Annotated in this window: 7 protein-coding genes; all 7 read left to right on the top strand. The window is 36.7% G+C overall.

Going from position 1 to position 15802, the window contains the following annotated elements:
• Complete coding sequence (locus V8G61_RS14720; RefSeq protein ID WP_394876657.1) at positions 1-3189, top strand: glycoside hydrolase family 2 TIM barrel-domain containing protein; 3189 nt, start codon at positions 1-3, stop codon at positions 3187-3189.
• A gap of 3 nt (positions 3190-3192) precedes the next feature.
• On the top strand, positions 3193-4332 hold the full coding sequence (locus tag V8G61_RS14715) for a glycoside hydrolase family 43 protein (protein WP_394876656.1): 1140 nt from the start codon (positions 3193-3195) through the stop codon (positions 4330-4332).
• Between the two features lie 77 nt (positions 4333-4409).
• Positions 4410-5759, top strand: a complete 1350-nt coding sequence (locus V8G61_RS14710; RefSeq protein WP_394876655.1) for a sulfatase — start codon at positions 4410-4412, stop codon at positions 5757-5759.
• 63 nt (positions 5760-5822) lie between these two features.
• Positions 5823-6266, top strand: coding sequence for an alpha/beta hydrolase (locus tag V8G61_RS14705; RefSeq protein ID WP_394876654.1), 444 nt, complete (start codon positions 5823-5825; stop codon positions 6264-6266).
• A 293-nt stretch (positions 6267-6559) separates the two neighbouring features.
• A complete protein-coding gene (locus V8G61_RS14700) occupies positions 6560-10660 on the top strand; it encodes a two-component regulator propeller domain-containing protein (protein WP_394876653.1) in 4101 nt (1366 codons plus the stop codon).
• A gap of 432 nt (positions 10661-11092) precedes the next feature.
• Complete coding sequence (locus V8G61_RS14695; protein ID WP_394876652.1) at positions 11093-14245, top strand: SusC/RagA family TonB-linked outer membrane protein; 3153 nt, start codon at positions 11093-11095, stop codon at positions 14243-14245.
• A 3-nt stretch (positions 14246-14248) separates the two neighbouring features.
• Positions 14249-15793 carry a RagB/SusD family nutrient uptake outer membrane protein gene (locus V8G61_RS14690; RefSeq protein ID WP_394876651.1) on the top strand — a complete coding sequence of 515 codons (1545 nt, stop codon included), beginning with the start codon at positions 14249-14251 and terminating at the stop codon, positions 15791-15793.
• Positions 15794-15802 lie beyond the last annotated feature (9 nt).

Raw genomic sequence — 15802 nt, 5'->3', positions numbered from 1 at the left:
ATGAAAAAAGTAAGTTTAATCATCGTATTATTAAACATATTAACTCTATATCACGCTACATCTCAAAATGTTCCTGATTGGGAAAATCCAAATGTTTTAAGAGTAAACGCAGAGCCTTTAAGAGCCTCCTTCGATCACTTTAACGATCAAGATTTAAAACTGGAACGAAGCGATCTGTCCCATTATCAGGTTTTAAATGGTACGTGGAAATTCAACTGGGCTTCAAAACCTGCTGAAAGACCCACAGATTTTTATAAAAATGATTTTGACGTTTCAAATTGGGACGATATTGAAGTGCCATCTGACTGGCAAATGAAAGGTTACGGTTACCCTATTTACACGAACGTAGAGTATCCATTTCCTAAGAACGCCCCTTATATTCCTCATGATAATAATCCCGTAGGCAGTTACAAAAGAACATTCATTATAGATAAATCATGGGATTCGAAAGAGATCTTTGTTCACTTTGGCGGTATAAATTCGGCATTTTATCTTTGGGTTAATGGTGAAAAAGTAGGATACAGTCAGGGATCGAAAACCCCGGTAGAGTTTAATATAACTTCATTCGTTAAAGAAGGAGAAAATAATATAGCAGTTGAAGTTTACCGATGGTGTGATGGATCATATTTAGAAGATCAGGACTTTTGGAGATTAAGCGGCATTGAACGTGATGTTATTCTCTATGCAACTCATAATCAAAGAATTTTCAATGTTGAAACAGAGGCTAGCCTAAACAAATCAAATTATAAAGAAGGTTTATTGAAGGGTACTATTTCTGTAAAAAATGGAAATAAAAAAGAAGGTAACTTCACAGTCCAATTGAAATTAAAAGATGGTTCGAATGAAATTATTTCAAGGAGTAAAGAAGTTAAAATATCCTCTAATACCATCGAAAGTGTGAATTTTGAATCTACTGACTTGGATATTATACCCTGGTCTGCAGAAAACCCTAAGTTATATAACCTTGAGATCACCATAAGTAATAGTAAAGGTCTTCAATTAGATGCAACAAAATTAAAAGTAGGATTTCGAACTTCCGAAATAAAAGATGGTCAACTGCTGGTGAATGGGCAACCCATTTTACTTAAAGGGGTAAATCGCCATGAACATGATCCCATTGCCGGTCATGTGGTTACAAAAGAAACGATGCTGAAAGATATTCAGGACTTCAAAAAATACAATATCAATGCTGTTCGTACCTCGCATTACCCTAATGATCCTTTATGGTATGAACTCTGCGATACTTACGGAATTTATGTTATCGATGAGGCTAACATTGAATCTCATGGTTATGGTTATGAAAATGGTGTAACTCTCGGCCAAGATCCTCAATTCGAAAAAATGCATCTGGAAAGAATTCAAAGAATGGTAAAAAGGGATATCAACCATCCTTCCGTTATTCTTTGGTCATTGGGTAATGAAGCTGGGAATGGTATTAATTTCCTAAATACTTACGAATGGATAAAATCCTATGACCTTTCAAGACCAGTGCATTACGAACGTTCCGGCCGAAATGGCAAGTGGGATTATAAACCAAGAACAACCGATGTTATTAGTTGGATGTACGCCCCGATATCAAAAATAGAAGAAGATCATCTTAATCATCAAAAAGATTTTTCCAACGCCGACAAACGACCATTCTTTTGGTGCGAATACAGTCACGCTATGGGTAATAGTAACGGTAATTTTGCAGACAATTGGAATTGGATTAGAAGTAACCCTTTAGCACAGGGTGGTTTTATTTGGGATTGGATGGACCAAGGCCTGGAAATGAAAGCGGAAGATGGTACTGTATATTACGGTTATGGTGGTGATTTTGAACCAGAAGGTGTACATCACGACAATAATTTTTGTGCCAATGGCATTATTGGAGCCAACAGAGAACCACATCCAGCAGTTTGGGAGATAAAGAAAGCGCATCAGCCGATTCATTTTGAAAAGGTCGACAATGAAACTTTTAAAATATTTAATGAAAACTTTTTCATAGATACTGCGAATTTGATTTTCACTTACAACGTAATTGAAAATGGATTAGTAATAAAACAGGACACCATACTAATTCCTCCTATCCCTGCACAGCAAACAACAACGATAAAAATAGTTCCGATCGATAATAAGCTTCCAGAAAAGGAATACTTCATAAATTTTAATGTCATGTTAAATAATGATGAACCATTACTTGATAAATACCATGAATTAGCAAGCGATCAATTTTTACTACAAGCACCGGCAAAAGCCCTTCAAAAAGTGGTTGATGGTAAAAAACTCCAGGTAAAATATGATTCAAAATCAGATCAATATACGGTATTCGGTTCAGACTATGAATATGTCTTCAATCGCCAAGGTTTGGGCTTGCAATCTATTAAGTTTAATGGCAAAGAACAGTTATCTGAACCTTTAGACCTCAGTTTTTGGCGTGCTCCTACGGATAATGATTTTGGAGCTTGGAAAGCTAACAGAGATAATGATTCCCATTACTTTAAATGGAGAGACGCTGCAAAAAATCCTAAATTAAAAACTTTTACTTTCGTAAAACCTAAAGGTAAAATTAAGGGCGAAAAGCTTGGGAAAGATGAATGCCGTTTTATATATGAGTTCTATTATCCGCAAATTGAATCAAATAATATTATCACCTACACGGTAAATTCAGCCGGACAAATACACATTGAATCTGAATTGAAAGCCCAAAACCCTGAAACTTTAGAGTTCATGCCTCGTTATGGCCTCCGGTTGGCTATTCAACAAGATATGGATCATGTTGAGTATTATGGAAAAGGCCCTTTTGAAAATTATTCAGATAGAAATACCGCTGCTCATGTAGGGCTTTATAAGGCTAAGGTTGAAGATTTCTATGTGCCCTACATCCGACCTCAGGAGAACGGTTATCGTACTGATGTTCGTTGGGTATCTTTTCAGAAAAAAGAAGGTCAAGGGATTCGTTTTACAGCAAATAATTCCATCTCATTTTCAGCTCACAAAAATCCATTGGAAGAATTCGATCCCGGTAATACGAAAGGGCAAAGGCACACCATAGACATCACTCCAAAAAACAAAGTATGGTTACATATTGATTATAAACAAACCGGAGTTGGTGGCGATAACAGCTGGGATAAAAGAGCTTTGGCTCATAAGCCTTATCGAATAGATGCCAAAAACTGTTCATTCTCATTTACTATTAATCCCTTTTAATAAATGCTTAGAAAAATTGGGGTCATTATTGTTTTAATATTTCTTTTATTAGGGTGTGGTGAAACAGAAGAAAAAAAACATATCTCCTTCCACCCGGGAGCGCTATGGCCCGATACAGAAGGTAATCATATTAATGCACACGGTGGTGGTTTCTTAATTTATGATGACACCTATTATTGGTTCGGAGAGCACAAAGGAATAAACTCTAGAGCCCAGGTCGGTGTTCGCGTGTATGCCTCGAAAGATTTGTATAATTGGGAAAACAAAGGCGTAGCCTTATCAGTGGTTGATGATGAAAATTCTAAGTTACAACGTGGGTGCATTCTGGAACGACCTAAAGTGATCTTCAATAAGAAGACCAACAAATTTGTTATGTGGTTCCACCATGAATTGAAAGATCAAGGCTACAGTAATGCACTTACAGGTGTAGCTATTGCCGATAAGGTTACTGGGCCTTATGAGTATCTTGACAGTTTTAGAATTCACGCTGGCGTATTACCTTTAAATTTTAGCGAAGATGATTTTGAAAAAGCTGAACTAATTACAGATGAGAACACGGAAGAACGCAAAGAAAAAGTAATTTCGGGCGCCTATTTAAAACGGGATTTTGAAGTGGGACAAATGTCGAGAGACATGACACTTTTTGTGGATGAGGATGAAACTGCTTATCATATCACGGCCTCGGAAGAAAACAGAACCTTACTAATTTCTAAACTATCCGATGACTACACCTCAGTTACAGATGAATATATACGAGTACTCCCCGGCGGAAGAAATGAGGCTCCTGCGATCTTCAAAAAAAATGGTAAATACTTTATGTTCTCTTCAGGCCTAACCGGTTGGAAACCCAATCCCGGAAAATTGGCTGTTTCGGATGATATGATGGGACATTGGACCTCATTAGGAAATCCCTGTGTTGGAACCGAAGAAGAAATGAATACGACCTTTTGGTCGCAAAGCACATATGTCATTCCGGTTCTTGGAAAGGAAGATGCCTTTATTTTTGCGGCAGACCGTTGGAACCCAAAAAACCATATTGATGGTCGGTATGTTTGGCTTCCTGTGCAATTTAAAAATGATATTCCGTATATTGAATGGTTCGATTCCTGGAATCTTTCATTTTTCAACCATGATAAGAAATGAGAATTATTAATATAAGTTCCTTAATACTGTTTTTTGGCCTTTTCTGCCTAGCGGGCTGCCAAAAAAACAACCAAGAAGTGGCAAAACCCAACATTGTATTGTTCCTCGTAGATGATCTGGGCTGGAAAGATTTAGGATGCTACGGTAGCGATTTATATCAAACTCCAAATACAGATGCACTCGCAGACTCCGGTATTATGTTTACCAATGCCTATGCAGCCGCACCGGTTTGCTCACCTACCAGAGCAAGTATTTTAACAGGAAAATATCCGGCCACTATTAATACAACCGACTGGATAAAAGGACACCACAAGCCCTTTGCCAAATACCTGCCTCCAAAATGGGATATGCACATTAAGGCCAATGACACGACACTTGCAGAAGTATTACAGAAGATGGGATATCGAACCATTCATATCGGAAAATGGCATTTGGGTGAAGCCGAAACAGACTGGCCCGAACACCATGGTTTTGATAAAAATATTGGAGGTTGGAAAAAGGGCATGCCAAACAAAAAGAAGAATAAAGGAGGCTATTTCTCCCCCTACTTTAATCCCCGGTTAGAAGACGGGCCCGAAGGTGAGTATCTTACTGAGCGTTTAGCCAAAGAAGCATCGAAATTTATTGATAGCAATAAGGACAAACCGTTCTTCTTAAATTTTTGGCTCTATAATGTGCACACCCCATTGCAAGCTAAAAAAGAAAAGATAGCAAAATATAATGGTATTGTGAAGGAAGCATCCTTACAGTCGAACCCTACCTATACCGCTATGGTTGAACATATGGATGATGCTTTAGGGGTTGTAGTGAGCCAATTGAAAAAATCCGGCATATACGATAATACCATAATCGTATTTGCAAGCGATAATGGTGGTTTATTAGGCACAAAAGGTAAAGATATAAAACCCAAAATTACGTCTAATTTTCCTCTGCGTTCCGGGAAAGGCAGTATATATGAAGGTGGGGTTCGTACACCTTTTATTATAAGTTGGCCTAAAAAAATTAAGGCAAGAAAAACGGATGTTGTATCGATTTCTCCAGATATTTTCCCAACACTTATAGGTTTGATTAACAACAAAAATGAGACAAATAACCTCAATTTTGATGGCATAGATTTATCACCATTCTTACTGCAGAACCTACCTGTTAACCGAGACGCCATTTTTTGGCATTATCCACATTATCATGCCCAGGGTGCTAAACCATTTAGTGCCATCCGAAAGGGATCATGGAAGCTTATTCAGGTTTATGAAGAACCAACTTTAAAATTATATAATCTTGAAACAGATATCTCGGAGAAAGTGAATCTTATTCAGGAATATCCCGCGAAGGGTCATGAACTATTAAATGAATTAAATACATGGAAGCAGGAAGTAGGTGCACAGGAGCCCATTTTAAACCCTAACTACGATCCAAAAAAAAGTTAATAAAATTAGTTGGATGCCATTAGACCGAATTCCTTTTTTTTAAACCCTAAGCGATTACTTATTATGTATTCAAAACAATTCTATTTACTTATACTTTTTAATATTGGTTTAGTTTGCTCTGCGCAAGAACAGTATCTGTATAAACAAGTTGATACCACAAAATTATTCGTAGAGGTTTATTCCCCAAAACATAAGGATTCATCTAAAACATATTCTGCTTTAGTTTTCTTTTTTGGTGGAAGTTGGATAAACGGAAATAGATACCATTTCCTAAACCAAGCAAAATATTTTTCAAAACGGGGAATGGTTTGTTTTCTTGTAGATTATAGAACAAAAAATGCCGATCTTTTTGATATTGATCCAAATAAAATTGTTGCTTCTGTTAGTTCTGCGGGAGAACATCTTGCTGCTGCATCTGCTCTAATTGAAGATTACAATGTGGATACAAAAACTGTTTTTCAAACAGATCAATCTTTAGGTTACTTAAGTGAAATATCATTTATATAAATTAAATAAATTCATAAAACTAAACCCAACAAGGAACAATAAAGGAGGCTAAAAACAAAAAACACCAAATGGATAATAATCATTTTGCGAAGAACACCAAAAAACGCTTTAAATTTTAAAAACCTTGAAGAATCATAAATTTAATTCCAACAAAAATATATTATACAATTGGTCTTAAAAATAAAACCAATAAACATAAAAAATTTATATATTTCATTTTTAATAGTACCTTAACACAGGTATTAAAAAAACAAAATCTAATCCTTCTATTCTCATTATTAAGACTTGTTTCGATGACAAAATTCAGTAAAATAGCTTTACTTGTTTTTCTGTTTGGAGCTCTAAATATTTTTGACTTGAATGCTCAGAAGTTAGATAATGCCCAAAAAATCGAATACATAAACTCAGACGTTGGTCTTTCACAAAACGAGGTTACTTCAATTTTAAAAGATAAAAAAGGATTTATTTGGGTAGGTACCAGAGGTGGATTAAATCGTTATGACGGTAATTCAATTAAGGTTTTTCAAAATGAAATAGATAATGCGAATAGCCTTATTAATAATTCTATTGAGGTTCTTTTTGAAGATAGTCAAGGCATCATCTGGATAGGCACAAAATCTAATGGGGTTAGTTTATACAACCCAAAAACAAATCAATTTAATCAATTAAAATCTAAGGATGGCACCATCCATTTGGAAGATAAGCGTGTTATTTCTTTAACAGAAAATGTAAAGGGCGAAATTTGGATAGGCACCTGGCAAAATGGTTTATTCATTTATAATCCGAAAACGAGAAAGTTGCGCCAAGCAGGAAATCTTTACAAAGTTAACGACATTGTACAAGGCAAAGAGGGTAATATGTGGATCACTACGGGAAAAGGTCTGTTTAGCTTTAATGTCGATGGAACTCAATTAGAATATATAACCTTTAAAGAAAGAGCCTTAGAAATGACCTCCGTTGTAGAGGTTAAATCAACAGGTCTTATTTATATGGGAACCTGGGGAACTGGCCTTTTAGAATACAATCCAAAGACCGGAATAATAACCCAGTACAACGGCAATAAGGATAAGAGTTTTGCCATCGCTTATTATTATTTACATGAAGACAATAAAAATAATTTATACATAGGAACCTGGGGAAGTGGCGTACACTATTTTGATACTGAGACCAAAACCTTTTCCTATTTAGACCTTCATACCAAAAACAAAAAGGGTGGTAAAGAACTTTATCAGGATGTTTTATGTGTATTTCAGGATAATTTAGATATTCTATGGTTTGGCACCAATGGTGGTGGTTTATGTAAGCTAGACAAAACCAAAAATTATTTTGAGGATACCGAGGACTCCAATTTACCTAATGAACCTATTCGGTCTCTTATGGAAGACGAGAACAACTATCTCTGGGTAGGAATTAAGGGAAATAGAAATCTTTACTACACTTTAGACCGAAAATCTTTTTACGGATTAAAGGTGCCTAAGGTTCCACCCTATGTAGCCAATAACACGAAAGATGGCGTTCGTGTTATTTATGAGGACCTCAACAAAAGGCGATGGTTTGGTAATAACAGTAGTTTATTTGAAATAAAAAAAGAAAATTCAGATTACAACATTATACCCGTTAAAATAAAAGATGAAGTTGGTGAAGGAAATTTTCTGACAAAGATATCTTCTATTTACCAAACTACGGATAGTATTTTTTGGATTGGCACGCAACAAAAAGGGTTACGAAAATCCATGGGGCCAGGTAACCCAGAAAATCAAAATTTTAAAAGTTATTTAAATAATGATCGAATCAGTAGTTTTTTAGAAGATTCCAAGGGTCGATTATGGGTAGGCACTTATCAGGGTCTAAAATTATATGATAAAAAAAGTGATAGTTTTCAAGTTTTCACTAAAATCCATGGCGACCCTAATACATTAAGTAGTGACATTATCATTAGTTTGTTTGAGGATAGTGAAGGAGAACTTTGGGTTGGTACACCCAACGGTTTAAATAGGGTTATGGAATCTAGAGATCATACTTTTATTTTCAAATCCTTCCAGGAAAAAGATGGCTTATCCAACAGTTATATTCACGCTATTTTAGAAGATGATCAACATAATATATGGATTAGTACCAACAAAGGTCTTGTGAAATACAACAAAAAAGACAATTCATTTTATAGCTACGATATTAATTCCGGTTTATTATCAAATACGTTTATGGAAGGCGCGGCCATAAAAGACCATCAGGGGAAATTGTATTTTGGGAGTATTTATGGTATTAATAGTTTTAAACCCAAAGCCATAAAAAGCTTAAATGTTCCCCCAGTTGTACTTACGGCATTACGAATTTCTGGTCAAGAAATTTTGCCCGGTGAAACTTATAATGATCAAAAAATATTAGATAAAGCTATAGAATACAGTCCGGAAATCACCCTAAAACATAATAACAATTCTTTTACCATTGAGTATACCGCACTGGATTTTTTATCAAATTTAGGATATACCTTTAAATATAAATTGGAAGGTCTGGATAAGGATTGGAATACCACCTCAACAGAAAAGAATATTACCTACTCCAATTTAAATGCTGGAAATTATACATTTAAAGTAAAAGCCACGAATGCCGAAGCAGATCTGGAATCGGAACCAGCTATGTTAAGCATTGAAATACTCCCGGTATTCTGGAAGACCTGGCAGGCGCTATTAATTTATGTTATTATTTTTATTGGCTTGCTTTATCTCTATCGTTACATCATTACGAAACAAAGTGACTTGAAAAATAAATTGGCCTTATCCCGATTAGAGCGTAAAAAAGAGGAGGAACTTATTGAGATGAAAACGCGATTTTTCACCGATATTGCTCATGAATTTAGAACACCACTTTCTTTAATATCAGGTCCTTTGGAAGTATTAATGGACGATACGGTCGATCAAAATCTGAAAAAGAGTCACTTATCTACGATCTATTACCATACCCAGCGGCTTTTGAATCTGGTAAACCAACTTCTTGATTTCAGAAAAATTGAAGGCGGCAAAATGCAGCTTGAGGTAGCAACAGGGAATTTTAAGAAATTTGCTAAAGAAATATTCCTTTCGTTTAAAGAACTTGCCGACAGTAAAAAGGTCGACTTTAAATTTAATGTAAAAGATTCAGAGATCCCACTTACCTATGATAGAAATCGCATGGAGATCGTTTTGTGCAACTTATTGTCTAACGCTTTTAAATATTCTACATCTAAGGGCCAAGTTACACTGAGTATAAAAAATGTAAAGAGCACTAAATTAGATTCCAAATTCCCACAAGGTTATTGTGAAATATCAGTAAAAGATACCGGTCCGGGAATATCAAAGGAAAATCTGAAACTTATTTTTGATCGCTTTTATCAAACCTCTCAGGCTAAATCATCCAATTTGATCGGCACAGGAATTGGCCTGGCCTTGGTAAAAAGTATCGTAGATCTTCATAAAGGAAAAATTAAGGTGCATAGCGTATTGAATAAAGGCAGTGAATTTATCGTGAAACTGCCTTTGGGAAAAGATCATTTTTCAAAAGAAAACTTTATTTCAGATTTCAAAACAGCTGAAGACCCAATCCATTACAAGGTTGAACGTGTTTTACAACCAGATACAGGTGCCACGACTGAATCCGAGTCACAACAAAAGAAATTATTAATTGTAGAAGATAATCCTGAGATAAGAGCCTTTATCAAATCTGTTTTCGCTCATAATTTTGAAATTTTTGATGCTTCAAATGGAAAAATGGGCTTTGAAATGGCTCTTAAAATTATTCCCGATCTCATAATAAGCGACCTGATCATGCCTGAAATGGATGGGTTAGAACTTTGTAAAAAACTACGCGACACTGCAGAAACGGCCCATATCCCTATTATCATTCTTACCGCACGTACCAAAACGGTTTTTCAGAAACAAGGCTACAGTTCTGGAGCCGATATTTATGTAACAAAGCCTTTTAACCCATCGGTGTTGAAGGCTCAAGCGGAAGGTTTATTAAATAACCGGATAAAACTTAAAAATTATTTTTCTAAAAAAGTAACACTGCAACCAACAGATACGGATATTACCTCATTCGATGAAGAATTCATAAACAATGCCATGAAGGTGGTAGAAGATAATTTAATGAACGACAATTTAAATCGTGATTTTCTAGCCGAAAAACTAGCTACCAGCCCGTCTACCTTGTATCGTAAGATCAAATCCTTGACCGATCAGGATACTACAGAATTTATCCGCTCAATTCGCTTGAAGCGAGCCGCCCAAATGATCCTTAAAAAACAAGATAATATTAGCTCGATTGGATATGCCGTTGGATTTAATGATCTGAAATATTTCAGAAAATGTTTTAAAGATCAATTTGGAGTCACTCCTTCTAAATTCAAAAATTCAAATTAGTCACGTTTTTATTTCTCATCATTAGGTGCTTTAACGCGTATTGAGATAAAAAGTATACTTCACTAGCTGTTTTTAACTTCTTAAAATTAAGATAAACACCTACAATTAGTTCACAAAAGAGGGGTTATGAGATCATAGCCTTTTTCTTAATCTGATTACACCCTTATTTTGAACGCGTTACACCTAATACAAGCGACAATAATTATAGAGCTTTGAGTAATAATAAAATGATAAAATGCATAAAAACACAGAAAAAGAGGAAAGTAAGATCAAGTTTCAGGCCTCTATAATTTTTGTAGTGCTCCTAATATTTTTTTCAACCATGCTTTATGTTTTTATGAGGTCATAACAACTAAAAAAGCTAGGGAAATAGTAGGTCACACCAAACCTTAATAAACTAAACTCAATTAATAACTAACACAAAACTAATTTATGAATTATCAAATGACATTTTTTAGTAAACACAGAAATACCTTAATGTGTTTACTGGTAGTTTTTTTAAGTTCGTCTTTTTCGTTTGCTGGAGTTACAGCGGCACCACCAGACGAAGCCAAGGCTTTAACGCAACAAACCATTTCAGGTAAGGTTACAGATGAAACCGGCTTTCCTCTTGCAGGCGCTAATGTTATCGAAAAAGGAACCTCAAATGGTGTGCAAACCGATTTCGACGGCAATTTCAGCTTAACCGTATCCAATAAGGCAATTCTTGTGGTGTCCTATTTGGGCTATGTCACTAAAGAAATTCCGGCAGGAAACCAAGCAACTTTAAACGTTGTCCTTCAGGAAGATCTTTCTCAACTTGAGGAAGTTGTTGTAGTGGGATATGGTACTCAAAAGAAAGTAAACTTAACAGGATCTGTGGAGATGGTAACCTTTAAAGATGAGGTAAATCAGCCGGTAACAAATGCTGGTCAACTTTTATACGGTCGTTTCTCAGGAGTACAACTCACTCAAACATCGGGTAACCCGGGTGCAGATGGTTCCTCCATTACCATTAGAGGTATTGGAACCTTTGGAGGCCAGGCTCCTTTAATTGTTATAGATAATATCCAATATGATGATCTGGCAGCCTTTAACAGTTTAGCCCCTTCAGACATTGAAAGCATCACGGTTCTTAAAGATGCTGCGGCACTTTCTATTTATGGATCGCGTGCAGCAAATGGTGTTGTTTTAGTAACCACTCGTAAAGGTGAGGCTGATAAATTTGAAATAAGCTACAACACCTATTATGGGCTTCAGGATCCTACCGTTAAGCCCGAATTTTTAGGGGCTTACGATTACGCCATTCTGATGAATGAAAAATTCAGAAATGAGGATGGCCCCGGTTTTATACCGCGATATACTGAGGAACAATTAGAGGCTATTCGAACAGGTTCTTCACCAAATTATTTTGCCGATACCGATTGGGCAGATGCTGTATTAAGAACGGCATCTATTCAGAATCATAACCTGTCATTCTCGGGGGGTAGTAAAAAGTCAACCTACCGCGTGTCTCTTGGTTATTTAGGCCAAGACGCGATCGTAAAAAGTAAATTTAAATACGAACGTTATAATTTAAGTTTCAATATTAATTCGAAAGTTAAAGACTGGTTCAAACTAAGCAGTGTAACCAATGCCTTTTGGAGTCATAATGAAGGCCCAACAGGTGGCCAAAATGCCTTTAGTGGGGATAACGGGATCATTTTTCAATTTCAGAGATCAGCACCAACTATCCCTCTATTTTATAGTAACGGAGACTATGGTGTTGCAGATGGTGCTTGGCTGAACGCAAATAATTCTCTGCCAACTCAAAATGCTTTAAGACGTGGTTTTTTAGGGAATTATGAAAGTGACAACATCAATGTAAGTCAAAGAATAGGAGCCACAATTAATTTATCTAAGAATCTAAGTTTCGAAACAAGTGGAAGTGCGAACATTATATACAGAAACACTTCAGATTTCAATCCACGTCAATTACAACGTAACTTTGATGGTGATATCGTGATCCAAGGACTTAACAACAATTTAGATAACTCTACTAACTTTGAGTACACCTTATTAACAGAGAATATCTTAAGGTATAATAAAACGTTTAACAAGGCGCATAATTTTGGAGCATTATTAGGTTATTCCGCGACCTACGTCAAAAATGACGGTTTCAGTGGTACCTTAAGTGGTTTCCCAACGGATAATATTGAAGAATTTAACGGTGGCGGTATTTTAGATCCTGCTGTATCCGGTGGCGCTTATGAAGATACCTGGCAATCCGTTTTTGGAAGGGTAAATTATAACTTTAAAGAAAAATACTTTCTTGAATTTAATTTAAGACGTGACGGATCATCACGATTCGGTCCGGATAACCCTAATAGTAATTTTCCATCGGCTTCTGCAGGTTGGAGAATTTCCAAGGAGGATTTCATGAAAGACGTTGATGCGATTAGCAACTTAAAGCTTAGAGCGAGTTGGGGTATCACCGGTAACGACAGAATTGGCAGAAATATTTGGGAGCAAACCTATAACCCAAACCAAGATTACGTCTTAGGTGATGATACAAGCGTCGTAGGATTGGCTATAACCAGTTTAGCGAACTCAACTATCCGATGGGAAGAGACGGAACAAATAGATATCGGTTTAGATGTCAGCCTTTTGAAAAATAAAATTGAGCTGGTTGCCGATTATTTTAAACGAGACAGCAGAGATATCCTCTATACGAATTTCCCGGTTCCAAATACACTTGGCGTTTCTAATATTGGCGCACAAAATTCTGCCTCTATGGTCAATGAAGGGTTGGAAGTCAGCTTGAATTATAGAGGAAACATCGGCGAGGCCAATTTTAGTGTAGGTGGTAATATGACCAAGTTCTTGAAAAATGAAGTAACCGGACTAGGCGAAGGTGGCGAAGAAACCATTACAGGCAATGATATTATCAGGATAGGCGTACCATTCAGATCTTATTTTGGCCATCAGGCCATTGGAGTATTCCAAAGTTTGGAAGAAATAGCTAACTCGCCAACACAGTTCGGAAATCAGAACACGGCTCCCGGTGATCTGAAGTATGCGGATATATCTGGTCCTGATGGGGTTCCTGACGGTATAGTCGATCAAGATGACAGAACCATTATCGGAAATCCAAATCCTGATTTATTGATTAATTTCAACGGGTCTATAGCATACAAAGGTTTTGATCTGAACATCTTACTTCAGGGCGTAAGTGGTATAGACCGCCTCTTAATGGGTAACGGTAATTTACCAATACCTGATAACAGAAGTAATGTTTTAACCTATTGGATTAATCGTTGGACACCAGAAAATCCTAGTACCAATCTACCTAGAGTTGGAGGTATTGGTAATGAGCGGGTTTCATCATTCTATATTCAGGATGTTTCCTACTTGAGAGTAAAATCGTTAGAATTAGGATATTCCTTGCCTCAAGAGGTTCTGGATAAAATCAACATGTCTAAAGTACGTGTTTTCCTAGGAGCGCAGAACTTATTTACTTTTACAGGACTACAATATTTTGACCCTGAGGGAGCAAGAGGAAGTCAAAGTAACAGAAATGCGCCACTTTATAAAACTGTAACTTTTGGTATCAACTTAAAAATATAAAAAATGAAAAAGATAATATTATTAATATGTATAGTATTCGCATTTAGTTGTAATAACGACTATTTGGTTACTCCTTCATTAACTCAAGTAGCCGAAGGTAATTTTTGGCAGAGTGAAGAAGATGCCTATTTAGCTTTGAACGGAGTGTATTCACAACTTCAATCACGATCTATGTACGGTGGGTGTTTAAACTGCTGGCAAGGATTTCCAGGATTTGATAATTTAGGTGATAATGCCTTTAACCAATATAAGTGGGAAGGTCCCGGAGTTTTTATGGAAGGTAACTATGAACCTTCCGGAGGACAATTCAGAGCCGTTTGGAACGACCATTATCAAGGTATAGCCAGAGTAAATGCCGTAATTAAAAATGTAAAGGAAATTTCTGAAGATCTGATCCCTGCAGAAAATAAAGAAGCCTTGTTAGGGCAGGCCTACTTTTTAAGAGCCTTAATGTATTTTAATTTAGCTGTTTATTGGGAGGATGTACCACTAATTACCGAGCCACAAACGCTAGAAACTGCGTATGTTGCAAAGAATACTTATGAAGAGATCACCGAACAGATCAGAGAAGACCTTACCTACTCTATAGGTACCCTTCCTGAAAGTTACCCTGCTAACTTATACGGTTATGCCACCAAAGGTGCGGCTTTAGGTTTGTTTGCACGTGTACAACTATATAATAAGCAATATGATGGTCCAACCGGAGTACTTGCACTTACTCAGGAAGCCATAGGACTAGGATATTCCCTCCACCCTGATTATGCCGCCCTATTTAAGCCTGAAAACGAGACTTCTCCTGAAATCGTATTCTCCGTGCGTTTTTTAAGAGGTCCCGACACCAACAATGGCGAAATTTTCTCTGGAACTTATGGAGGATCACCAAAAGTAGATCAACGTCCGATGCCGAATCTGGTAAATGATTACTATTGTACCGATGGTTTACCAATAACAGAATCCCCACTATACAATCCTAGTAATAAGGGTTTAAACAGAGATCCTAGAGCAAAGGGTACCATATATTTTGTTGGCGATCAGTTTTTCGATAATCCTGTTCGAAACTTCACTGGGAACTCACCCACAGGATTTGGTATGCGCAAATATATAAGAACTGGTCCCGATGCCGATGGAAACGGTTCTGCATCAGAAGGCTCTCAGGACTTTTATGTGATCCGATATGCCGACATTTTATTAATGCGAGCTGAAGCAATGGCTGAAACAGGCGATGTTGCAGGTGCCATGTCCATGGTGAATCAGGTTAGAGCACGAGTAAATATGCCAAGTGTAGAGAGTGTAGAGGGTGCTGTAGGGCAACAGGAAATGATAGACATTGTTCGTCATGAAAGACGTGTTGAACTCGCATTAGAAGGCTTACGTTTTATGGACCTGAAACGATGGGGAGAAATTGAAAATGCATTCAGCAGAGCGATCGCTGATCCTGTAGGACCTTATAACCCACAATATTTAGGACCTCGATCCGAAGTATTCCCAATTCCACAAGACGAAATTGACGTTAACCCGAATTTAATTCAAAATCCGGTATGGCAATAAATAATTTAA

Source organism: Gaetbulibacter sp. M240 (assembly GCF_043876815.1).
Taxonomy (GTDB): domain Bacteria; phylum Bacteroidota; class Bacteroidia; order Flavobacteriales; family Flavobacteriaceae; genus Gaetbulibacter_A.
Note: the sequence above shows the minus strand (reverse complement) of the source record. Positions and strands in the feature narration are given on the sequence as shown.